Origin of the sequence: Gilliamella sp. HK2 (assembly GCF_001690265.1) — a bacterium.
In the GTDB taxonomy this organism is placed as follows: domain Bacteria; phylum Pseudomonadota; class Gammaproteobacteria; order Enterobacterales; family Orbaceae; genus Gilliamella; species Gilliamella apicola_C.
Window position 1 is genome coordinate 19,114 of sequence record NZ_LZGV01000084.1, and the last position, 22,873, is coordinate 41,986.

General features: G+C 38.4%; 34 protein-coding genes. 6 read left to right on the plus strand and 28 right to left on the minus strand.

The window, feature by feature from the left end; genetic code table 11:
* Positions 1–209: 209 nt before the first annotated feature.
* On the plus strand, positions 210–2,087 hold the full coding sequence (locus A9G45_RS08355) for an SLC13 family permease (protein ID WP_081297871.1): 1,878 nt from the start codon (positions 210–212) through the stop codon (positions 2,085–2,087).
* Between the two features lie 427 nt (positions 2,088–2,514).
* A complete protein-coding gene (gene fmt, locus A9G45_RS08360) occupies positions 2,515–3,468 on the plus strand; it encodes a methionyl-tRNA formyltransferase (protein ID WP_065567188.1) in 954 nt (317 codons plus the stop codon).
* Between the two features lie 56 nt (positions 3,469–3,524).
* Here the strand turns inward: fmt and tehB are convergent, their stop codons facing one another.
* Positions 3,525–4,385 carry an SAM-dependent methyltransferase TehB gene (tehB, locus tag A9G45_RS08365; RefSeq protein WP_065567143.1) on the minus strand — a complete coding sequence of 287 codons (861 nt, stop codon included), beginning with the start codon at positions 4,383–4,385 and terminating at the stop codon, positions 3,525–3,527.
* A 194-nt stretch (positions 4,386–4,579) separates the two neighbouring features.
* Here tehB and fabI point away from each other — a divergent pair, with 194 nt between their 5' ends.
* Positions 4,580–5,368 carry an enoyl-ACP reductase FabI gene (gene fabI, locus A9G45_RS08370; RefSeq protein WP_065567144.1) on the plus strand — a complete coding sequence of 263 codons (789 nt, stop codon included), beginning with the start codon at positions 4,580–4,582 and terminating at the stop codon, positions 5,366–5,368.
* Positions 5,369–6,327: 959 nt separating this feature from the next.
* Here the strand turns inward: fabI and A9G45_RS08375 are convergent.
* A complete protein-coding gene (locus tag A9G45_RS08375; protein ID WP_065567145.1) occupies positions 6,328–7,848 on the minus strand; it encodes a hypothetical protein in 1,521 nt (506 codons plus the stop codon).
* Positions 7,849–8,259: 411 nt separating this feature from the next.
* Between A9G45_RS08375 and slyD the strand changes: the two genes are divergently transcribed.
* The 3 genes from slyD to A9G45_RS08390 all read left to right on the plus strand — a co-directional run bounded on the left by slyD (position 8,260) and on the right by A9G45_RS08390 (position 9,927).
* Complete coding sequence (gene slyD, locus A9G45_RS08380) at positions 8,260–8,820, plus strand: peptidylprolyl isomerase (RefSeq protein WP_065567146.1); 561 nt, start codon at positions 8,260–8,262, stop codon at positions 8,818–8,820.
* Positions 8,821–8,996: 176 nt separating this feature from the next.
* Entirely contained in the window at positions 8,997–9,665 is a 669-nt protein-coding gene (gene radC / locus A9G45_RS08385) for a RadC family protein (protein WP_065567147.1), read from the plus strand.
* Positions 9,666–9,723: 58 nt separating this feature from the next.
* Positions 9,724–9,927 (plus strand): SlyX family protein, encoded by a 204-nt coding sequence (locus A9G45_RS08390; protein ID WP_065567148.1) that lies wholly within the window; start codon positions 9,724–9,726, stop codon positions 9,925–9,927.
* 190 nt (positions 9,928–10,117) lie between these two features.
* On the opposite strand, the gene rplQ is transcribed toward A9G45_RS08390, so the two are convergent.
* From rplQ to rplD, 26 genes are all read right to left on the minus strand, one after another.
* Entirely contained in the window at positions 10,118–10,504 is a 387-nt protein-coding gene (rplQ, locus tag A9G45_RS08395) for a 50S ribosomal protein L17 (protein WP_065558593.1), read from the minus strand.
* A 29-nt stretch (positions 10,505–10,533) separates the two neighbouring features.
* Positions 10,534–11,523, minus strand: a complete 990-nt coding sequence (locus A9G45_RS08400; protein ID WP_065567149.1) for a DNA-directed RNA polymerase subunit alpha — start codon at positions 11,521–11,523, stop codon at positions 10,534–10,536.
* A 25-nt stretch (positions 11,524–11,548) separates the two neighbouring features.
* Positions 11,549–12,169, minus strand: coding sequence for a 30S ribosomal protein S4 (rpsD, locus tag A9G45_RS08405; protein ID WP_065567150.1), 621 nt, complete (start codon positions 12,167–12,169; stop codon positions 11,549–11,551).
* A gap of 41 nt (positions 12,170–12,210) precedes the next feature.
* Entirely contained in the window at positions 12,211–12,600 is a 390-nt protein-coding gene (rpsK, locus tag A9G45_RS08410) for a 30S ribosomal protein S11 (protein WP_025314405.1), read from the minus strand.
* A 15-nt stretch (positions 12,601–12,615) separates the two neighbouring features.
* Complete coding sequence (gene rpsM, locus A9G45_RS08415; RefSeq protein ID WP_065567151.1) at positions 12,616–12,972, minus strand: 30S ribosomal protein S13; 357 nt, start codon at positions 12,970–12,972, stop codon at positions 12,616–12,618.
* A gap of 165 nt (positions 12,973–13,137) precedes the next feature.
* The gene (rpmJ, locus tag A9G45_RS08420; RefSeq protein ID WP_025314403.1) at positions 13,138–13,251 is read right to left on the minus strand and encodes a 50S ribosomal protein L36; all 114 of its coding nucleotides are present in this window, start codon (positions 13,249–13,251) and stop codon (positions 13,138–13,140) included.
* A gap of 26 nt (positions 13,252–13,277) precedes the next feature.
* Positions 13,278–14,618, minus strand: a complete 1,341-nt coding sequence (gene secY / locus A9G45_RS08425) for a preprotein translocase subunit SecY (protein ID WP_065567152.1) — start codon at positions 14,616–14,618, stop codon at positions 13,278–13,280.
* Positions 14,619–14,626: 8 nt separating this feature from the next.
* The gene (gene rplO, locus A9G45_RS08430; protein WP_065567153.1) at positions 14,627–15,061 is read right to left on the minus strand and encodes a 50S ribosomal protein L15; all 435 of its coding nucleotides are present in this window, start codon (positions 15,059–15,061) and stop codon (positions 14,627–14,629) included.
* A gap of 5 nt (positions 15,062–15,066) precedes the next feature.
* Positions 15,067–15,246 (minus strand): 50S ribosomal protein L30, encoded by a 180-nt coding sequence (gene rpmD / locus A9G45_RS08435; RefSeq protein WP_025314400.1) that lies wholly within the window; start codon positions 15,244–15,246, stop codon positions 15,067–15,069.
* 6 nt (positions 15,247–15,252) lie between these two features.
* Entirely contained in the window at positions 15,253–15,753 is a 501-nt protein-coding gene (gene rpsE / locus A9G45_RS08440) for a 30S ribosomal protein S5 (RefSeq protein WP_025314399.1), read from the minus strand.
* Between the two features lie 14 nt (positions 15,754–15,767).
* Positions 15,768–16,121 (minus strand): 50S ribosomal protein L18, encoded by a 354-nt coding sequence (rplR, locus tag A9G45_RS08445; protein WP_025314398.1) that lies wholly within the window; start codon positions 16,119–16,121, stop codon positions 15,768–15,770.
* A gap of 9 nt (positions 16,122–16,130) precedes the next feature.
* On the minus strand, positions 16,131–16,664 hold the full coding sequence (gene rplF, locus A9G45_RS08450; protein WP_065572389.1) for a 50S ribosomal protein L6: 534 nt from the start codon (positions 16,662–16,664) through the stop codon (positions 16,131–16,133).
* Between the two features lie 11 nt (positions 16,665–16,675).
* On the minus strand, positions 16,676–17,068 hold the full coding sequence (rpsH, locus tag A9G45_RS08455; protein WP_065567155.1) for a 30S ribosomal protein S8: 393 nt from the start codon (positions 17,066–17,068) through the stop codon (positions 16,676–16,678).
* A 17-nt stretch (positions 17,069–17,085) separates the two neighbouring features.
* Positions 17,086–17,391, minus strand: a complete 306-nt coding sequence (gene rpsN / locus A9G45_RS08460; protein WP_025314395.1) for a 30S ribosomal protein S14 — start codon at positions 17,389–17,391, stop codon at positions 17,086–17,088.
* Positions 17,392–17,402: 11 nt separating this feature from the next.
* Positions 17,403–17,942, minus strand: coding sequence for a 50S ribosomal protein L5 (gene rplE, locus A9G45_RS08465; protein ID WP_065558584.1), 540 nt, complete (start codon positions 17,940–17,942; stop codon positions 17,403–17,405).
* A gap of 17 nt (positions 17,943–17,959) precedes the next feature.
* A complete protein-coding gene (gene rplX / locus A9G45_RS08470) occupies positions 17,960–18,274 on the minus strand; it encodes a 50S ribosomal protein L24 (RefSeq protein WP_065567156.1) in 315 nt (104 codons plus the stop codon).
* 10 nt (positions 18,275–18,284) lie between these two features.
* A complete protein-coding gene (gene rplN / locus A9G45_RS08475; RefSeq protein WP_025314392.1) occupies positions 18,285–18,656 on the minus strand; it encodes a 50S ribosomal protein L14 in 372 nt (123 codons plus the stop codon).
* A 194-nt stretch (positions 18,657–18,850) separates the two neighbouring features.
* Positions 18,851–19,111, minus strand: coding sequence for a 30S ribosomal protein S17 (gene rpsQ / locus A9G45_RS08480; protein WP_034911151.1), 261 nt, complete (start codon positions 19,109–19,111; stop codon positions 18,851–18,853).
* Position 19,112: 1 nt separating this feature from the next.
* Positions 19,113–19,304 (minus strand): 50S ribosomal protein L29, encoded by a 192-nt coding sequence (rpmC, locus tag A9G45_RS08485; protein WP_065567157.1) that lies wholly within the window; start codon positions 19,302–19,304, stop codon positions 19,113–19,115.
* Positions 19,305–19,715, minus strand: coding sequence for a 50S ribosomal protein L16 (rplP, locus tag A9G45_RS08490; protein WP_034911153.1), 411 nt, complete (start codon positions 19,713–19,715; stop codon positions 19,305–19,307).
* Between the two features lie 12 nt (positions 19,716–19,727).
* Complete coding sequence (rpsC, locus tag A9G45_RS08495; protein ID WP_034884234.1) at positions 19,728–20,465, minus strand: 30S ribosomal protein S3; 738 nt, start codon at positions 20,463–20,465, stop codon at positions 19,728–19,730.
* Between the two features lie 14 nt (positions 20,466–20,479).
* Entirely contained in the window at positions 20,480–20,812 is a 333-nt protein-coding gene (gene rplV / locus A9G45_RS08500; RefSeq protein ID WP_034884235.1) for a 50S ribosomal protein L22, read from the minus strand.
* Between the two features lie 13 nt (positions 20,813–20,825).
* Positions 20,826–21,104 carry a 30S ribosomal protein S19 gene (gene rpsS / locus A9G45_RS08505; protein WP_024496505.1) on the minus strand — a complete coding sequence of 93 codons (279 nt, stop codon included), beginning with the start codon at positions 21,102–21,104 and terminating at the stop codon, positions 20,826–20,828.
* 19 nt (positions 21,105–21,123) lie between these two features.
* The gene (gene rplB / locus A9G45_RS08510; protein ID WP_065558580.1) at positions 21,124–21,948 is read right to left on the minus strand and encodes a 50S ribosomal protein L2; all 825 of its coding nucleotides are present in this window, start codon (positions 21,946–21,948) and stop codon (positions 21,124–21,126) included.
* An 18-nt stretch (positions 21,949–21,966) separates the two neighbouring features.
* A complete protein-coding gene (gene rplW, locus A9G45_RS08515) occupies positions 21,967–22,269 on the minus strand; it encodes a 50S ribosomal protein L23 (RefSeq protein ID WP_034885052.1) in 303 nt (100 codons plus the stop codon).
* A complete protein-coding gene (gene rplD, locus A9G45_RS08520) occupies positions 22,266–22,868 on the minus strand; it encodes a 50S ribosomal protein L4 (protein WP_065567158.1) in 603 nt (200 codons plus the stop codon). Before rplD ends, rplW begins: the two co-directional genes overlap by 4 nt.
* Positions 22,869–22,873 lie beyond the last annotated feature (5 nt).

Here is a 22,873-nt window from a genome sequence, read left to right on the forward strand (position 1 = left end):
CCCACTTTGAAATAACGCGAATAGCCTTTAAAATAAACAGCAAGAAATGCTAAAAAACAAGCAATGAACAGAACGCTTATCTGCTTATTGCATAACAAACTTTGTGTGAAGATATTCCCTATTGCAATAAACCAAGGTATTATGTCGAAAATCTTCTCGAAACAATAGAGTGATATTCCGTGGAACAATCGCCATCTGGACATAATTTAATGTCATCGATTACAGCCTTTTTACCGAGCTCTTTTTCCCAATATTCGCCACTGATTACTGTCTGCTTATTATTGTTTATTGCAATTATGCTATTCTCATTGAGCAAATTAAGAATGGACATTATTGCATTACTGACAATTACAGCCATTACCATCACTGGCGTACTCACGCCATCAGAAGCATTAGCAGGCTTTAGTGATCCCAACATAATCCTAATTGCATTATTATTTATAATTGGAGAAAGCCTTGTAAGAACAGGTATCTCATACAAAATGAGCGAGTATATTCTTAAAATAGCAGGCAAAAACGATATCCGTATTATTATCTATATCATGTTAGGCGTTGCCTTGCTCGGCTCAGTAATGAGCTCAACAGGCGTTGTTGCTATTTTCATCCCTGTTGCTATCAGCATTGCTAATCACACTGGCATTCATGTAAAAAAATTAATGATGCCACTTTGTATTGCTGCTTTAATTAGTGGCATGATGACTTTAGTGGCCACAGCCCCCAACCTAGTTGTCAACAGTGAACTGAGCCACTTTAAACTAACTGAATTTGGTTTTTTTTCAATTACACCAATTGGTTTAGGTGTTTTAGCAGTTGGGATCATTTACTGTGTATTAACTCGAAATTGGTTACTCTCAGCGGAACAAGCCTCCCCCACCAATACCCAGCCACAAAGGCGAAAAATAACCGATTTAATTCGAGACTATAAATTAATTGGTCGTGCACACCGAGCACAGATACTTGCTGGCTCACCTTTTGTGGGGCGCACTATCGATGGTTTACATCTACGTAGTGAACACGGCGTAAATGTGATTGGTATTGAGCGCTGGCGAAAATTTCAAAAAGTACTAATCCCCGTTAATGGATCAACTGAATTTCGTGAAAATGACATTCTATTACTTGACATGTCGCATTCTGAAGCCGACTACCGCACTTTTTTAACCACCAATCACCTTGAACCGAAAGTATTACGTGGCGAATATTTTTCAGAACAAGTTAAAGAAGTCGGCATGGCTGAAGTTGCACTCTTACCAGAATCAACATTATGTGGTAAAACACTCAATGAAATTAATTTTAGGGGAAAATATTTCCTAACTGTCATTGGCATCTGGCGCAATCATGCCCCTGTTGAAACCAACAACTTATTCCAAGAGCGCCTAGAAATGAGCGATACATTATTAGTGTGTGGTGACTGGGGATCGATCCAAAAACTACAAACACGAACAAGCGATTTTGTTGTATTAGATTACCCATCAGATATTGATGATGTCGCACCAGCAAGTTCACAGGCATATGCAGCATTAATTAATTTAGCCATAATGATTCTATTCATGGTTACAGGTATTGTACCAAATGTCGTAGCTGCACTCATTGCCTGCTTATTAATGGGTGCAACACGGTGCATTGACATGGCCAGCGCTTACCGATCAATCCACTGGCCAACATTAATTTTAATCATTGGTATGATGCCCTTTGCACTAGCTCTCAATAAAACAGGAGGGATATCACTTATATCCGCATGGCTCGAAATCCACCTGCGCCATTTTGGTCCCTATATGGTACTAACATTTATTTTTTTATTATGCTCAACAATTGGCTTATTTATATCCAATACCGCAACAGCCATTTTAATTGCACCAATTGCTATTGATTTAGCATTAAAATTTGGCTATTCGCCGTACCCATTTGCTATGACGGTAGCCATTGCCACATCAGCGTCATTTATTACGCCAGTGTCTTCACCAATTAAAACCATGGTAGTAGCACCTGGTGGCTATAGCTTTGGAGATTTTGTCAAAATTGGCGTGCCATTAACGTTTTTGGTGATGGCAGTTGATATTGCACTAGTGCCAATATTCTTGCCATTTTAAAAATAAATAATTGTTTATTAATTTGTTTATAACAAAATTATTCCCAATAAAATAGCATCGCTAAACATCCTTGTTTGGCGTGCTAACCTCATACCGTCGGTAGCACATTCTGACACGTATAAGCACGGTATTAGCCTTTAGGGGGAAAAAACGGTTATTTTTTCATAAAAAAATCAAAATAAAAACTTCAATAAAATCAATGGGTTTTCTGAATGATTTTTAAGCGCCAAATATCCCCATTTTTAACCCCCCCAATCGGCTGTGGACAGTTGTTATTTGGCATCAGAATAAACCACCAACGGAGCAAGCCTAGCACACCCGAAAGCATACAAATAAATATCACTCCTTGCTGATTAAAGATTCTTGCTAAAATTTGGGGTATAATTTCTATTATCTTTTAATTATGGATATAACGCTAATGCCACATATAACTAAACCATTAAATATTATTTTTGCTGGCACACCTGATTTTGCCGCGACTCATCTAAAGGCGCTAATTGAGTCTCATCATAATGTGATTGCTGTTTTTACTCAACCCGACCGACCAGCTGGTCGTGGTAATAAGTTAACAGCAAGCCCTGTTAAGCAATTGGCTGTTGAGCATGATATTACTGTTTATCAACCAGTAACGCTTAAAAATGAAGAAAATCAAAAAATTATTGAAAAATTAAATGCTGATATTATGATTGTTGTTGCTTACGGGCTGATTTTACCACAATCTGTACTTGATATGCCTAAATTAGGCTGTTTGAATGTGCATGGTTCATTACTACCACGTTGGCGTGGTGCAGCACCTATTCAACGTGCTTGCTGGGCTGGCGATCAAGTTACAGGTGTTACTATCATGCAGATGGACGCAGGGCTTGATACGGGTGATATGTTATATAAACTTTCTTGCCCAATTGAGCATACCGACACCAGCGCATCACTGTATGAAAAACTAGCCCAATTAGGACCACAAGCGCTACTTGATACATTAGCCTTAATCGGCGAAGGAAGAATCCAACCAGAAAGGCAAGATTCATCACAAGCAACCTATGCCGAAAAACTTTCAAAACAGGAGGCAAAACTTGATTGGAGTTTACCTGCTAAGCAACTTGAACGTTGTATTCGCGCTTTTAACCCATGGCCAGTTAGCTATTTTGACATTAATGGTGAGCCGATTAAGGTATGGCAAGCCGCTGTTGTTGAAATTGACACAGAACAACCCGCAGGCACTATTTTAAAAGCAGATAAAAATGGTATTTGTATTGCAACTAGCCAAAATGCATTGAATATAACACTTCTACAACCTGCGGGTAAAAAGCCGATGTCAGCACAAGATTTATTAAATTCTCGTAAAACATGGTTTGTTGTTGGTGAACAACTAAGCATGGATTAACAATGCATAGACTCACAATCTAAGCGCTAATATTACAGGATTTCATCCTGTAATATTTATCGTTTTCTCGCCAAAAGTGTAGCAAACCTTAATTTTATTCGGTTACCATGAATATCTGTTTTATGCAATTGACCAATATCTTCATTATATTTTATGATCTCCCAATCTTGATAATAATTTAATAATTCTTGTTTTTTAAATGTGAATGAAAATCCGATAGAACATGGGTAATCATCCGTTGACATTGCGCAAACAATTAAATTATAACCGCCATATTGGGTAACTTGTTGCATATTATGAATAATATCTGGGATTTTATCGGGTTGTAAAAACATCATCACAACAGTTGAGATAATTAGATCATATTCACCTTTTAAATTTGCTTGGTTAATATCATAAATCGTAGCATTTATACGTGGCAAATTTTCGTTTGTAATAATTTGTTGTAGATTCTCAATACTTGATTGAGATTTATCTACCGCCTCTACATCAAAGCCTAACCGCTGAAGATAAAGCGAATTACGACCAGATCCACAGCCAAGATCTAACACCCGCCCCCTAGGAATAAATTGGCACGCTGACACGACTTCAGAATGCGTCTTAGTCATTTGGTACTTTTTATGCGTGTAATCCTCGGGTTGACAATAAAAAGCGAGTTGGCATTGTAGGTCATTTGACACCTTGGCAATACGGTGCCACTGCTGAGGCAATACAAATGGTGGTTGATGCTCAATATCATAGTGATGTCGACTTATGACCTCGCCTTGCTCAGTTAGCATTTCAAAATCCAAACTACCAGCAATAATATGTAATTTTGCCCAAGTGCCCGCTTGGGTATTGTGCTTTTCGCTAAATGATGGCGGTAAGTTTTGCGCATCCCAAATTGGCAACATTTTATAATTAACTAAGTTTTTCAAATTGCATCATCCTTAAAACAAATTAATAGTTAGCTATTATAGTCAATGGCTAAGCACATAAACAACTCACAGTAACACAAGATAAAATAACAACAAGTTGCGAAACATAAATTTATTGTGGCGCAATTGCCGTTATCAACATATAATCGTCACTATCCTAATCTATTAAAGTAGAAACATTAGAGGAATAATTTATGGGATTTTTAGCAGGTAAGCGCATACTGGTTACTGGTGTTGCAAGTAATCGTTCTATTGCTTATGGTATTGCACAAGCGATGCATCGTGAAGGAGCTGAATTAGCTTTTACTTATCAAAATGATAAATTAAAAACACGTGTTGAAGAATTCGCTGCTGATTTTGGTTCTAAAATCGTTTTACCTTGCGATGTCGCTCACGATGATAGCATCACTGAACTATTTGCAGAACTTGCAAAAACTTGGGATAAATTTGACGGATTTGTCCATGCTATTGCTTTTGCACCTGGCGATCAATTAGATGGCGATTATGTTAACGCAGTAACTCGTGAAGGGTTTGCTATTGCACATGACATCAGCTCTTATAGTTTTGTTGCGATGGCAAAAGCATGCCGATCGATGTTAAATCCAAATTCAGCTTTAGTCACTCTTTCTTATCTAGGTGCTGAACGTGCGATTCCTAACTATAACGTAATGGGCCTAGCTAAGGCATCATTAGAAGCCAATGTTCGTTATATGGCAAATGCCATGGGACCAGAAGGTGTGCGCGTTAATGCCATTTCAGCAGGACCAATTCGTACGCTTGCAGCATCTGGCATTAAAGACTTCAAGAAAATGTTATCTCATTGTGAATCAGTCACGCCAATTCGTCGCACAGTTACTACCGAAGATGTGGGCAATTCGGCTGCGTTTTTATGCTCAAATCTAGCATCTGGCATTACTGGCGAAGTCATCCATGTTGATGGTGGGTTTAGTATTGCTGCAATGAATGAGTTAGAGCTTAAATAATTTAACATAAAATATTCTCCCACAATTGTGGGAGAATATTATTAATCATGAAAAAACAACTGGGCTACCAGTATAAAAAATAGATTATCAACCAAAATATTGCTCCCTATATCAATAATCATTTTTCTTTAATGCTGTTTTATTCGGTTATTTTAATTTACAATAGAAATGGATTTTTTATTTATGTGCTAAAAGATAAAATAAGTAATTATACAATTCTCTCTGTTAAGCTTTGTTTTCAACCCTCCATAAAAAGCAAGATCTTCTGCTACTGAATAATTACCACGTTGTTAATTAGTTATTATGTACTGAGTGTTAGCTGAGAATTAGGTAGCCTTGTTCGTGATGCTCTTTACACCATTGCATCGTGAAAAAACTTATCATAACCCAACAGACGAAAACCGCTAACAAACTGATAGATCTAAATGACCACACCAATTTTTACTGGCGCTCACTTAGCAAATTAAGTGTCAAAGACACATATGACAACACATTAATTTATATTAACTTTTAAAATGAAGCGCTAATTTTAATTAGCGCTCCAACACGAACTAGTGTCAAAATATAGGTTGATTTGCGATAAATGCATAAAAGTACACTTTTACAAAATAACAACTCACCTTGATATTCTATTGAGTAAATTCAATTTATTATAGGTATTAACCATTACTCAATAATAGTTTTAATCAATAAGTTTAACCAATAATACCTTGAAATTACAGACGAAATAAAAAATTTGGGCATCCATAATCATCCTCACAATCAGGACCAATTAAACTAGTACCTGCATCAATATGATGAAAGGTTGTTTTTTTCCAAAATGGTTTAACTGAGTCCAATATCTATCATTATCCCTATTGACCCAATTAGGATCAATATAAGCTTAGTGAAGTATATATTCTCATTCACTAAATAAAATACCATTACGATCCTAAATCATCTATTGATTCATTGATCATTTATCCTCTACACGCAACCAGGTGATTATGTTTCATATCGTAAGCATTTACATTTCCTGCTCGAGCATCACCAACAAACATATTAGCGTTAGAGGTATGAATATTTGATGACCAATAATATGCTTTACCATCTTTAGCCGGCTGAAAGCTACCCCATTGAGAATCAGGATAACTAGCTATATCAGAATACCCCCATTCTGCAAACACACCCCCTCCAATAGCTCTAGTAAATGTATTTGCGATGAACCGCCAATCAGTATTTAAAACAATATTATTTTGTGGTGAATTAGTAAACATTGACAAAGAGGGAATATTTTGTACTCCACCACACCGTTGCTTTGCTACTTCCCAATTCATATAATCATCCGCTTGAGGAACCAACCAAACAGATGTTGGGTTAAACGTATAATCATGATAAACAGTTGAATCTCTTTTCAAGGTTACTCGTATAGTAATATTTCCTGTTGGTTTATTTTTTAATAAAACCATTCCATTATCATCAATCAAAACTCTTTCGCCAGAATTATTAAGTATTTTATAGCGATAATCGCTCTGTGAACCCGTCATCACTAATTGGAATTTAGCTCCAGGAAAGCCTGTAGTAGGGAATGTTTTTGACGAAATTGTAGGTTTAGCTTTAAAACCATAATCTGGTACATAATCATTGGTAAAACCACCACCATGAATAGAATGGCGCTTTATACGATTCTTATCATGCCAAACTTCTGAACTACCATCGCTATTATAACTAATCCATTGCTCTTTAGGATGAGCTATAATGTCATTCGGTTTTGCATAGCAAATCTGTGTTCTAGCCGCTATTTGGTAGGTTTTGGCTAATGTAATAGATTTACTTTCTTTTGGTATCCCATACGCCGAATATGCTTTAACATTGGTTTTAATTATTAGTTTTAATGGCATTGCATAACCACTACCACAGCCTATGATTTTTGTCCTATCATCGCCCTCTATCCGTTTTCCTGTATTGTCGTACCACCAATAATGGGTCGTTTCTAATTTAAACGGAGCGCTTTGGTCGGCATTATCGCCATCAATATCACGATAATTATTCACTTTATCCAAATTCTCGGAATCATATTTTGAAATCATAAAGTCATTAAACGTTAAATTGCCGTCAAATTCCTTAATTTCATCCGTTTTTATATTACCATTTGCTTCACTATAAAAAATGCCGTTAACCGTAAAACCTTGCTTATCTGCACTAGATAACGCTATGACCTCTGGCGCATTACCTGTAATAACGCTAATTGTGGTAGCGGTTAATATAGCATGAGATGAACTTACTATTGCAAATTGAGATAATAAAACCAAACTTATTTTAATTAGTTTGGGCTTTAAGCGAGCTTTAAGTAACGTTATTTTGGTTATAAAATCAGGTTTAAATGAGAAGAAGCCAAAACTGAAAGGAAAAAAAACTAGATACGAGAAGCTTGCATCAAGTACAGAGTGCTGATTATCAATAGTTAGGCCGATGCCCGACTTAGAACCACGTTTTATCATATATCTACAACTCCTTATAGTTATTTTCTTATTTTTAATAATTATTCAATAGAATATCTTATACAATACGAGTAATTAAATTGAAGCCTAGAAATAAAAAAGATGCTATTATATTAGCGATAATGCATAATAAAATAAATTAATTCTTTTGTAATGAGATTTTTTGCAAAGAATTGTAAACATTCCAAAGCAGTGGCTTTTTATACTAAAATACGAAATTTTTCTACAACTTGTTTACAACAAAAAAGTCTTCTACTTCGTTCGCAAACTGGCATTAACTTATTTCCTAATCCCTCTTCATATCTTTCTTAACTAAAAACTTTTTATAAAAATAAGAAAATAGCATACAGATAATCTTTTTTCAGCTAAAATCTATAGCTTATTTGCTCGTTATAGCCCGTTGGAGATAAAATGAAAATAGCAAAAAACACAGTAGTAAGTATAGCATACCAAGTTAGAACGAAAGATGGCGTTCTTGTTGATGAAGCAACAGCAACTGCTCCGCTTGAGTATTTGCATGGCGCAGGAAACTTATTACAAGATCTTGAAAAAGCCCTAGAAAGTCATCAAGTTGGTGATAAATTTGAAGTTGAGATAATTAATGCATATGGTGATTTTAATGATGCACTTGTGCAAAATGTTCCTCGTGATGTGTTTGTCGGTGTTGATGAATTAGAAGTTGGTATGCGCTTTTTTGCTGATACTGAGCATGGTTCTTTACCAGTTGAAATTACCGCTATCGATGGTGATAATATCACGATTGATGGTAATCATATGCTAGCGGGACAAGATCTAAAATTTAACGTTGAAGTATTAGCTATTCGTGAAGCCACAGAAGAAGAAATAGCCCACGGTCATATTCATGGTGAGCATGGGCATGATCATGGTGGTTGCGGTTGTGGTGGCCATGACCATGAAGATGATGATAGTGGTTGTTGTGGCGGAGGCCATGGCGGTTGCGGTTGCCACTAAGTTGTCGTCGTTTAGGATGTAATGATAAAAGCGCTATATAGCGCTTTTTATTTGCCAGATAGCCAAAATATTACTTAATAATTTGTGAAATAAATCCCAATATTTTATAACACTGTTTTGTACTGTTAATTTCTCCGTTAATAATCTAGATTTTGCTATTATTGGAATTTAGCATTATGTCTTCACAACCAGCTTCGTTGATGCCACGGGAAAAGCTGTTAAAATTTGGCGTTGAAACTCTCAGTGATGCAGAATTACTTGCACTTTTTTTACGAACAGGCACCAAAGGCTTACCTGTTTTAGAACTATCACAAAAATTGTTAAATGAGTTTGGTTCTTTTTATAATTTAATTAATGCAAGCCATAGTGATTTTTGCAAAAAGCAGGGGTTAGGCACAGCGAAATACACCCAACTAAAAGCTGTTGTCGAGTTGTCACATCGATATCTAAAAGTTAAAATATCCAATGAAAACTCACTGACTTCACCAGCACTAACCCACCATTATTTAGCTAGCCGCTTGGCAGATAAAGAACGTGAGGTTTTTATGGTGATTTTTCTAGATAACCAAAATCATGTTATTTCATCAGAAGAAATGTTTATCGGTACCTATAATTGTGTAGAAGTTCACCCACGAGAAATCGCTAAACGAGCATTACAATATAATGCCGCTGCATTAATTTTGGCACACAATCACCCTTCAGGCATAGCTGAACCAAGCCAAGCTGACCGTGCGCTAACAGTAAAAATAGATCAAGTTTGTAACTTGATTGATATTCGTATTATTGATCACCTTGTAATTGGTAAAGGCGAATATGTCTCTTTTGCCGAACGGGGATGGATTTGATAGCCATTTTTACTTACAATATAGCATATATATTATATGCATACATAAGCCTGTTTTTATGAATCAACAACTAGAATTACTTGAAACTAAAGTTGCTTTTCAAGAAGTTACCATTGAGGAATTAAACCGTATGGTAACAACCCTTCAAGCAGATATCAGCAAATTAAAAGAGCAATTGACTTTATTATCCCAAAAGCTACAAGCAACACAATCATCGAATATTGCCAACTTATCGGAAGAAACACCACCACCTCATTATTAGCTAACTACACTTACATCGATAATTGTTATTCACCTGCCTTAGTTAGTTGATAATTCTTTAGCATCATTTAACTGACAACTAACTTTAAATAAGGTTGGCACTTTATAATTTAAAATATAATTACAATAAGTGTAAATGAGAAAATAAAAAACCGGCATATAGCCGGTTTTAATACGCAATGATTTAATAATTATTCAGCTGTTGCTTCTGCTTCTACTGCAGGGCGATCAACTAATTCGATATAAGCCATTGGAGCATTATCTCCATCACGGAAACCACATTTTAAAATACGTACATAACCACCAGGACGGGTAGCAAAACGTGGGCCTAAATCTGAAAATAATTTCTTCACTGTATCTTTATCACGGATACGAGCAAAAGCCAGACGGCGATTAGCTACGCTATCGCTTTTGGCTAGCGTAATTAACGGTTCAACAACACGACGCAACTCTTTTGCTTTAGGCAATGTAGTTTTGATGATTTCATGTTCAACAAGTGAACTTGTCATGTTACGAAACATTGCTTGACGATGGCTGCTATTTCGGTTCAGTTGACGACCACTTTTACGATGGCGCATAACTTTATCCTTCTTATATAAATTTTATCTTAGTCTTCAACAATACTTGCTGGTGGCCAATTCTCAAGACGCATGCCTAAAGATAAACCACGAGAGGCGAGCACATCCTTAATTTCAGTAAGCGATTTCTTACCAAGATTAGGAGTTTTAAGTAACTCAACTTCAGTACGTTGCACTAAATCACCAATATAATGAACTGCTTCTGCTTTTAAGCAATTAGCAGACCGAACAGTTAATTCCAAATCATCTACTGGACGTAAGAGAACTGGATCAAATTCCGGTTTATCTTCTTTCACTTCTGGTTGACGCACATCACGTAAATCAACGAAAGCTTCAAGTTGTTCAGCCAAAATAGTTGATGCACGACGAATAGATTCCTCAGGATCGATAGTCCCATTTGTTTCCATATCGATAACAAGCTTATCTAAATCCGTACGTTGTTCCACACGAGCAGCATCAACAGAATATGCGATACGCTCTACAGGGCTATAACATGCATCAACTAACAAACGACCTATTGGTCGTTCTTCATCTTCTGACTTAACGCGAGCAGAAGCAGGGACATAACCACGTCCTCGTTGTACACGAATACGCATACTAATTGAAGCATTGGCATCAGTAAGATGACAAATTACTAAATCAGGATTAACAATTTCAACATCACCATCGTGAGTGATATCAGATGCGGTTACTGCACCAATACCTGATTTATTTAACGTCAGCATAACATCATCTTTAGTATGTACACGCACTGCTAATTTTTTTAAATTAAGCAAAATATCAAGTACATCTTCTTGAACGCCTTCTTTAGTACTGTACTCATGCAGAACACCGTCAATTTCAACTTCGGTTACTGCATATCCCGGCATAGATGATAATAAAATGCGGCGTAGTGCATTACCTAAAGTATGACCAAAACCACGTTCAAGTGGCTCTAAAGTCACTTTGGCGTGTGTTTGGCTGTATTGAACAACATCAACTAGGTGAGGTTTTAAAAACTCTGTTACAGAACCCTGCATTATGTCCTCTCTTAAGTGCTAAACTTTACTTAGAGTAAAGTTCGACGATCAAATGTTCGTTGATGTCAGCAGATAAATCTGAACGTTCTGGTAAGCGTTTAAATACGCCTTCCATTTTGCTAGCATCAACTTCTAACCATGTTGGTTTTTCACGTTGTTCAGCTAACTCTAAAGCGGCTTTAATACGTGCTTGTTTTTTTGACTTTTCGCGAACACTAATCACATCTTCAGGTGAAACTTGGTAAGATGCAATATTTACAACGCGACCATTAACAAGAACAGCTTTATGACTAACTAATTGACGAGCTTCAGCGCGAGTAGCACCAAATCCCATGCGATAAACAACGTTATCTAAGCGACGTTCTAAAAGACCAAGTAGGTTTTCACCTGTATTGCCTTTAATACGCGCTGCGCTTTTGTAGTAATTACGGAATTGACGTTCTAAAATTCCATAAATACGTCTAACTTTTTGTTTTTCACGTAACTGAACACCATAATCTGATAAACGCGGTTTACGCGCACCATGTTGCCCAGGAGCTTGTTCTAATTTACATTTACTGTCAACCGCTCGGACACCAGATTTAAGGAATAAATCTGTACCTTCACGACGACTTAATTTGAGTTTTGGTCCCAAATATCTTGCCATTTTATTTCTCCAATAATCCTAAACATTCAATGTTTAATAAATTAAACACGACGTTTCTTTGGTGGACGACAACCGTTATGAGGAATCGGAGTAACATCAGTAATGTTAGTGATGCGATAGCCCGCAGCATTTAATGCACGAATTGTTGACTCACGACCAGGACCAGGTCCTTTTACCATAACTTCCAGATTCTTAATTCCGTAATCTTTGACAGCTTCAGCACAACGTTCCGCTGCTACTTGAGCTGCAAAAGGTGTTGACTTACGAGAGCCACGGAAACCAGAACCACCAGCGGTTGCCCAACCTAACGCATTACCTTGACGATCGGTAATAGTTACGATTGTATTGTTGAATGATGCATGAATATGAGCTATACCATCAGAAACTTGCTTTTTTACACGTTTACGTGTACGAACAGGTGTCTTTGCCATTTAATTATACCTCAATTATTTCTTGATTGGCTTACGCGGTCCCTTACGGGTACGAGCGTTAGTCTTTGTGCGTTGACCGCGAACAGGAAGCCCACGACGGTGACGCATGCCACGATAACAACCAAGGTCTAATAAACGCTTGATACTCATAGTTACTTCTCGACGTAAATCACCTTCAACGGTAAATTTAGCGACTTGTTCACGTAACTTTTCAATCTGATCTTCAGATAGTTCTCTGATCTTAACATTTTCAGGAATACCGGCTTCAGAACAAATTGTCTTAGCACGGGTAGCTCCAATACCATAAATCGCTTGTAAAGCAATCACAGCATGTTGTTGATCAGGAATGTTAATGCCTGCTATACGGGCCACTATGCACTCCTTTATTGTTAATGTTTAGCAAATTCACCATACTGAAAAGCCCGTTTTCAGGATACTCAAACGGTGAATTCACAACTAAATCTAAGCTGGCTATTCTAGCCAGCTTTACTATACTTTGGCAAGTAAAATATGCAAATCAACTTCTAGTTAAATAAATTAACCTTGACGTTGTTTATGTTTACCTTCAACGCAAATAACACGAACAATGCCATTACGTTTAATGATTTTACAATTTCTGCATAATTTCTTGACTGAAGCACGAACTTTCATATTTTTCTCCGTAACTTCTGGCTAACTTATCGACCGTAGCCTTTAAGATTCGCTTTCTTTAACATTGACTCATAACGATTTGGCATCATTAAAGTCTGTACTTGTGCCATAAAATCCATGATTACAACAACAACAATTAATAACGATGTTCCACCAAATTGAACCGGAACTTTCATTGCACTTGTCATAAACATCGGAATCAAACAAACAACAGTAATATATATCGCACCAATTAGTGTTAAACGAGTCATCACTTTGTCAATATACTTAGATGTTTGTTCGCCTGGGCGGATACCTGGAATAAATGCACCAGATTTTTTAAGCTGATCTGCTGTTTCCCTCGGATTGAAAACCAATGCTGTATAAAAGAAACAAAAGAAGATAATTGCCGCCACAAAAAAGATTATATATAACGGTTCATCATGAGAGAAATATTGATAGATAAGTACCATAATATATCTCCAGCCTTCACCATCTCCTTGGAACCAAGAAGCCATCATAGATGGTAACATAACAATTGTTGAAGCAAATATTGCAGGAATGACACCTGCCATATTAATCTTTAATGGTAAATGCGTGCTTTGCGCCGCATAAATACGACGACCTTGTTGTCGCTGTGCATAGTTAACAACAATACGACGTTGACCACGCTCAACAAAAACAACAAAATAAGTCACACCAACCACTAAGGCAGCGACCACTAATAGTAAAATCGGATGCAGTGAACCAGAACGAGCTTGTTCAATAGTTTCATAAATTGCATGAGGAAGACCAGCCACAATACCAGCAAAGATAATGATCGAAATACCATTGCCTACGCCTCGCTCTGTGATCTGCTCACCTAGCCACATAAGAAACATAGTGCCAGTAACTAAGCTAACCGATGCAATAAAATAGAAAGAAAATCCAGGATTAATCACTACATGACCATACTCTGGATGATTAGGTAAACCAGTCGCAATACCAACAGCCTGCACTATCGCTAACCCTAATGTGCCATAACGCGTATACTGACTAATTTTCTTACGACCTGATTCACCTTCTTTCTTCAATTCTGCCAATTTAGGACTAATTGTAGTTAATAGCTGCACTATAATCGATGCAGAAATATAAGGCATTATCCCTAAAGCAAAAATTGAAGCACGGCTTAAAGCACCACCAGAGAACATATTGAACATACCAACAATACCATTTGAAGATGCTTTTGCTAGTAAGTCCGATAACGCTTTAGTATCAATACCAGGAACTGGAACATAAGAACCTAGACGAAAAACAATAAGCGCTAAAAGCACAAACATTAAGCGTCTTGTAAGCTCACCGCTACCACTTCGTGCTCTTTGAAAATCTAATCCTGGTTGCTTTGCCATCTTTCTAATTATTCCTCAATTTTTCCGCCAGCAGCTTCAATTGCAGCTTTAGCACCTTTAGTTACTCGAATACCACGAACAGTTACTGGTTTAGTTACTTCGCCAGATAACATGATTTTTGCATATTCGATATGTGAATTAATCACATTTGCAACTTTTAAGCTATTTAAGTCAACAATATCGCCTTCAACCTTCATCAAATCAGAAAGACGAACTTGAGCTGTAACTAAAGCTTTACGTGAGGTAAAACCAAATTTTGGTAAACGACGATATAAAGGCATTTGACCACCTTCAAAGCCACGGCGAACGCCGCCACCTGAACGAGATTTTTGACCTTTAACACCACGAGTACCTGTTTTACCTAACCCAGAACCAATTCCTCGGCCTAGGCGTTTCGGTGCATGCTTTGAACCTTCAGCAGGAGATAAAGTATTTAAACGCATTACTATTACTCCTCAACTTTAACCATGTAATAAACTTGGTTTACCATACCGCGAATTGCAGGAGTATCCTCACGCTCAACAGTATGACCAATACGACGTAATCCTAATCCAACTAACGTTGCTTTATGCTTCGGTAGACGACCAATAGAACTACGGGTTTGTGTAATTTTAATTGTTTTTGCCATGGTTAATTACCCCAAAATTTCTTCGACGGTTTTACCACGCTTAGCAGCAACCATTTCTGGTGATTTCATATTTTCTAAGCCATCAATAGTTGCACGAACCACATTAATTGGGTTAGTAGAACCATATGCTTTAGCTAGAACGTTACGAACACCAGCAACTTCTAAAACGGCACGCATCGCACCACCAGCGATAATACCGGTACCTTCTGATGCTGGTTGCATATAAACACGAGAACCTGTGTGAGCACCTTTAACTGGATGCTGTAAAGTATCGTTGTTTAAAGCAACATTAATCATATTACGACGTGCTTTTTCCATTGCTTTTTGAATTGCTGCTGGCACTTCACGTGCTTTACCATATCCAAAACCTACGCGGCCATTACCGTCACCAACAACTGTTAGTGCAGAAAAACTAAAAATACGACCACCTTTTACGGTTTTAGAAACTCGGTTAACTGCGATTAGTTTTTCCTGCAGTTCACCAGCTTGTTTTTCGATGTTTGACATCTTTAACTCCTACCTTAGAACTGTAGGCCAGCTTCGCGAGCAGCATCTGCTAGCGCCTGAACTCGACCATGATATTGGAAACCTGAACGATCAAATGAAACTTCTTTGATATCTTTCGCTAATGCACGCTCTGCAATTGCTTTACCAACCGCCGCTGCTGCATCTTTGTTTCCGGTGTATTTTAAACTTTCACTGATAGCTTTTTCTAATGTAGAAGCGGCTGCCAGTACTTCTGATCCGTTTGGTGCGATAATTTGCGCATAAATATGACGCGGAGTGCGGTGAACTACCAAGCGAGTTGCAAGTAGTTCATGCATCTTGCGACGCGCTTTAGTTGCACGACGGATACGAGCTGATTTCTTATCCATAGTGTTACCTTACTTTTTCTTAGCTTCTTTAGTACGCACAACTTCATCTGCGTAACGAACACCTTTACCTTTATAAGGTTCAGGACGACGATAAGCACGGATATCTGCAGCCACTTGTCCAATTAACTGTTTATCAGCACTTTTCAGTACAATTTCAGTTTGAGAAGGACATTCAGCTGACACACCTGCAGGTAATTGATGTTCAATTGGATGTGAATATCCAAGAGATAAACCAATTGCATTACCTTTAACTTGTGCACGATAACCGACACCAACTAGCTGAAGTTTTTTAGTAAAACCTTCAGTAACACCAATACCCATCGCATTAATCAATGCACGAGCCGTACCAGCTTGAGCCCAAGCATCAGCAAAGCCATCGCGAGGAGCAAATTTAATTTGACCCTCTTCTTGATTAATCACAACAGCATTATTTATTGTGCGAGATAATTCGCCATTTTTACCTTTAATCGTAATTACCTGACCATCGAGTTTTACCTCTACGCCAGCAGGAACAACGACAGGTGCTTTTGCAACACGAGACATTTTTTTCTCCCTTACGCTACGTAGCAGATAATTTCACCACCAAGACCCGCTTGGCGTGCTGCACGATCAGTCATAACACCTTTAGAAGTAGAAACAACTGCGATACCTAATCCAGCCATAACTTTTGGCAATTCATCTTTACGCTTATAAATACGTAACCCTGGACGGCTAACACGTTTAATACTTTCTACAACAGCTTTGCCTTGGAAATATTTCAAAGTAATTTCCAATTCTGGCTTAGTGTCACCAACAACTTTATAGTCCCCGATATAACCTTCTTCTTTTAGCACATTGGCAATTGCCACTTTTAGCTTAGAGGAAGGCATGGTGACTGCAACTTTATTCGCAGATTGACCATTACGAATACGGGTCAACATATCTGCTATAGGATCTTGCATGCTCATCTATAACACTCCCCTGATTACCAACTTGCCTTTTTAAGACCAGGAATCTCACCACGCATGGCTGACTCGCGAACCTTAATACGGCTTAAACCAAACTTACGAAGGACGCCATGAGGACGACCAGTTTGACGACAACGACGACGTTGACGTGATGGACTAGAATCACGAGGAAGCGTTTGCAATTTAAGCACTGCATTCCAACGATCTTCATCTGATGCATTAAGATCAGAGATAATCGCTTTTAATTCTTGACGCTTTGCAAAATATTTTTCTGCTAGCTTTACGCGTTTCTTATCGCGTTCAATCATTGATTGTTTAGCCATTATGCCCTACCTTACTTACGAAATGGGAAGTTAAAGGCAGATAATAAAGCTCGGCCTTCTTCATCTGATTGTGCACTCGTTGTGATAGTAATATCTAAACCACGAACACGATCAACTTTATCATAATCGATTTCAGGGAAAACGATTTGTTCACGAACACCCATGCTATAGTTACCACGACCATCAAAAGATTTTGCGCTTAAACCGCGGAAATCTCGAGTACGAGGAAGAGCAATATAAACTAGACGTTCAAAAAATTCCCACATACGTTCGCCACGTAAAGTGACTTTACAACCAATAGGATACCCTTGACGGATTTTAAAACCAGCAACTGATTTGCGTGCTTTAGTGACAAGTGGTTTTTGACCACTGATTGCTGCTAAATCTGCAACAGCATTATCTAATAATTTCTTATCAGTAATTGCTTCACCCACACCCATATTCAAGGTGATCTTTTCGATCCGAGGGACTTGCATGACAGATTTGTAGCCAAACTGTTCTTGCAGTTTATTTACTACCTGTGCTTTGTAGTAATCATGCAGTTTCGCCATCGTACACTCCAAATTACTTAATTGATTAATTCATTAGTAGACTTATAAAAACGGACTTTTTTACCGTCTTCAAAACGAAAGCCTACGCGATCTGCTTTGCCTGTAGCTGGGTTGAAAATTGCCACGTTAGAAACATTAATTGCTGCTTCTTTTTCAACAATTCCACCTTCTTGATTTAATGCAGGTACTGGTTTTTGGTGTTTTTTCACCAAATTAATACCTTCAACAATCACTTTACCTGTAGACAAAACGCTTTTTACTTTACCGCGTTTACCTTTATCTTTACCGGTTAACACGATAACTTCATCTTCTCGACGGATTTTCGCTGCCATTACCCGCTCCTTACAGTACTTCTGGTGCTAATGAAATGATCTTCATAAACTTCTCAGAGCGAAGTTCACGAGTGACCGGTCCAAAAATACGCGTACCAATCGGTTGCTCACTGTTATTGTTTAAAATAACACAAGCATTACGATCGAAACGAATGACAGATCCATCAGGACGACGAACACCTTTTCTAGTGCGCACTACAACAGCTTTAAGCACATCACCTTTCTTAACTTTACCACGAGGAATTGCTTCTTTAATGGTAACTTTGATGATATCACCTACCGCTGCATAACGACGGTGCGAGCCACCGAGAACCTTGATACACATTACACTACGTGCGCCAGAGTTATCGGCAACATCTAGCCTAGTCTGTTCTTGGATCATTTTAATGCTCCGTATAAATAAATTATTGTCTAATCTACCTTCATCCACCTCAACTACCATGGATAAGAATAGACAACCAAAAACCCACTTATGTGAGGGCGTATAGTATAACACCACTCACATAAAATGGATAGCATAAAATAAACGGCTACTAAGCCGTTTATTATATTATGTACAGTTTTCAATCAAAAAGATTAAATAACTGCTTTTTCAACGATTCGAACAAGAGTCCAAGATTTGGTTTTTGATAATGGACGACACTCTTTAATTTCTACAGTATCACCAATACCACACTCGTTGTTTTCATCATGTACATGCAATTTAGTCGTACGTTTAATGAACTTACCATATAACGGATGCTTCACTTTACGTTCAATAGCTACAGTTATAGATTTATCCATTTTGTCGCTAATAACACGACCTTGCTGAGTACGAATTTTTACTTCAGTAGTCATATTACGCACCCGCCTTCTCAGTTAATAACGTTTTAACACGTGCAATATTACGACGCACTTGTTTTAACATATGAGTCTGTGTTAACTGACCTCCAGTTAATTGCATACGTAAGTTAAATTGCTCACGTAATAAATTAAGAAGTTCAGTATTTAACTCTTCAACGCTTTTTTCGCGTAGCTCTTTTGCTTTCATTTACATCACCGTCTTAATCACAAAGGTGGTTTTAATTGGCAGTTTTGCAGCTGCCAACGCAAATGCTTCACGAGCAACTTCTTCCGGTACACCGTCCATTTCATAAAGGACTTTACCTGGTTGAATCTGAGCAACCCAGTATTCAACGTTACCCTTACCTTTACCCATACGCACTGCAAGTGGTTTTTCAGTAATTGGTTTATCAGGGAAAACTCGAATCCAGATTTTACCTTGACGCTTAACTGCACGAGTCATTGCACGACGTGCCGCTTCGATCTGGCGCGCAGTCAAACGACCACGACCTACAGCCTTAAGACCGAATGTACCGAAACTAACATCAGTACTTACAGCAAGACCACGATTGCGGCCCTTGTGCACTTTACGGAATTTTGTACGCTTTGGTTGTAACATCAGCGACGCTCCTTATTGTTTTCGGCCTTTGCGCTGCTTTTTCGGTTGAGCAGCAGGTTGTTTTTCTGCTTGTTCAACGGCAGCCATACCACCAAGGATCTCACCTTTGAAGATCCACACTTTAACACCAATAATACCATAGGTAGTTAATGCTTCAGACAATCCATAGTCGATATCAGCTCGTAAGGTATGTAAAGGCACACGACCTTCACGGTACCACTCACTGCGAGCAATTTCAGCGCCGCCTAAACGACCACTTACTTCAACTTTGATACCTTTAGCACCCGCTTTCATTGCGTTTTGTACCGCACGTTTCATAGCACGACGGAACATAACACGGCGTTCTAACTGAGAAGTAATGCTGTCAGCAACTAATTTTGCATCAAGTTCTGGTTTGCGAACTTCTGCAATATTAATTTGTACCGCAACATCACGCTTCTCTTTTTTGTCTTTATATTTATTGACAATAGAAGCTACGGCATTACGTAATTTTTCAACGTCCTCACCTTTTTTACCAATCACAATCCCTGGACGAGCGGTGTGAATAGTAATTCGAACGTTAGTTTCTGCTGAACGGTCGATCACAATTTTAGAGATTGACGCTTGAGCTAATTCTTTATTTAAGAATTCACGCACTCTAAAATCACTTTCTAAATTATCAGCGAATGTCTTTGTACCCGAATACCATGTAGATGTCCAAGGCTTGACAATGCCTAATCGGATACCATTTGGATTTACTTTTTGACCCATTGCTATTCTCCAGCCTAGCGATCTGAGACGATCACGGTGATGTGACTCGTACGCTTCAAAATTCGATCTGCACGACCTTTCGCACGAGGCATAATGCGCTTCATGGTTGGACCTTCGTCTACGAAAATTTTCGCAACTTTTAGATCATCAATATCAGCACCATCGTTATGCTCTGCATTAGCAATAGCAGACTCTAATACTTTTTTAACAAGTACAGCCGCTTTTTTATTGGTGTACGTTAAAATATCTAGTGCCTGAGACACTTTCTTACCGCGAACAAGATCTGCAACTAAGCGAACTTTTTGTGCAGAAGAACGAGCGTGGCGGTACTTTGCAATTGTTTCCATCTCTTTCTCCTACTTATTTCTTCTTAGCTTTCTTATCAGCTGCGTGACCGCGATAAGTACGAGTCGGCGCGAATTCACCCAATTTATGACCAACCATTTCATCGGAAACATAAACTGGAACGTGCTGACGACCATTATGGACAGCGATGGTCAAACCGATCATGTTAGGAAAGATCGTTGAACGACGGGACCAAGTACGAATTGGTTTCTTGTCCCCGCTTTCCACCGCTTTCTCTACCTTCTTCAGCAAGTGTAGGTCAATAAAAGGACCCTTCTTGAGAGAACGTGGCATAGCTAATCCTCTATATTAATTATTTCTTATTGCGACGGCGAACAATATACTTATCAGTACGTTTGTTGCTACGCGTTTTCAATCCTTTGGCTTTTTGACCCCATGGAGACACAGGATGTTTACCAAAGTTACGACCTTCACCACCACCATGTGGATGGTCTACCGGGTTCATTGCTGTACCACGAACAGTAGGACGAACACCACGCCAACGCGTTGCACCCGCTTTACCTAGTACGCGAAGCATATGTTCTGAGTTACCCACTTCACCAATAGTGGCGCGGCAATCAGATAATACTTTACGCATTTCACCTGAACGTAGACGTAATGTTACATAAGCACCATCACGTGCAACGATTTGCACATAGCTACCAGCCGAGCGAGCAAGTTGTCCGCCTTTACCTGGTTTCATTTCAATGTTATGCACGGTAGAACCGACTGGAATATTGCGCATTGGTAAACAGTTACCTGTTTTAATTGATGCATCAACACCAGATTGGATCTGATCACCTGCTTTTAAGCCTTTAGGCGCTAAAATATAACGACGTTCACCGTCTTTATATAAAACCAATGCAATATTTGCACTACGGTTTGGATCATATTCCAAACGTTCAACAACTGCTGGAATACCATCTTTATTACGCTTAAAGTCGACAATACGATAATGTTGCTTATGACCACCACCGATATGACGGGTAGTGATTCGACCATTATTATTGCGACCACCAGTTTTGCTTTTTGAATCAAGCAACGGTGCATAAGGCTTACCTTTATGCAACTCTGGGTTAACCACTTTAACAACGTGGCGACGACCCGGAGATGTAGGTTTACACTTAACAACTGCCATTGTTCTTACTCCTCCGAATTACTCAGCGACGCCAGCAAGGTCTAAATTTTGACCTTCTGCTAAAGTAACGTAAGCTTTTTTCCAGTCGCTACGGCGACCGATTTGTTGACCACGACGTTTAACTTTGCCTTTAACAACAAGTGTATTAACGTCATCTACTTTAACTTCAAATAGTTGTTCAACTGCGGCTTTAATCTCTCTCTTAGTAGCATCTTTAGCAACTTTCAATACTAATGTATTTGTTTTTTCCATTGAAATAGATGCTTTTTCAGAAACATGTGGTGCTCGCAGGACTTTAAGCAGACGCTCTTCACGAATCATGCTAACATCTCCTCTACTTGTTTAACGGCATCAACAGTGATAACCACTTTGTCAAATGCAATCAAACTAACTGGATCAATACCTGCTACATCACGCACATCAACTTTATGCAAGTTACGTGCTGCTAAGAAAAGATTTTCATCAACTTCAGAAGCGATAATAAGAACATCATTAAGATTCATATCATTCAATTTCTGAGTTAATAATTTAGTCTTAGGTGCTTCAACAGTAAATGTTTCAACCACAACTAAACGTTCTTGACGCACTAATTCAGAGAAAATACTCTTTAATGCACCACGATACATTTTACGGTTAACTTTTTGGCTATGATCTTGTGGTTTTGCTGCAAATGTTACACCACCACTACGCCAAATTGGGCTCTTAATAGAACCTGAACGAGCACGACCAGTGCCTTTTTGACGCCATGGTTTTTTACCTGAACCAGCGATTTCTGCACGAGTTTTTTGTGCGCGTGAGCCTTGACGAGCAGCAGATGCATAAGCAACAACTACTTGGTGAACTAACGCTTCATTAAACTCACGTCCGAAGGTAGTTTCGGAAACAGAAAGCGCTTGCGCGTCTCTTACTACTAATTCCATCTCTA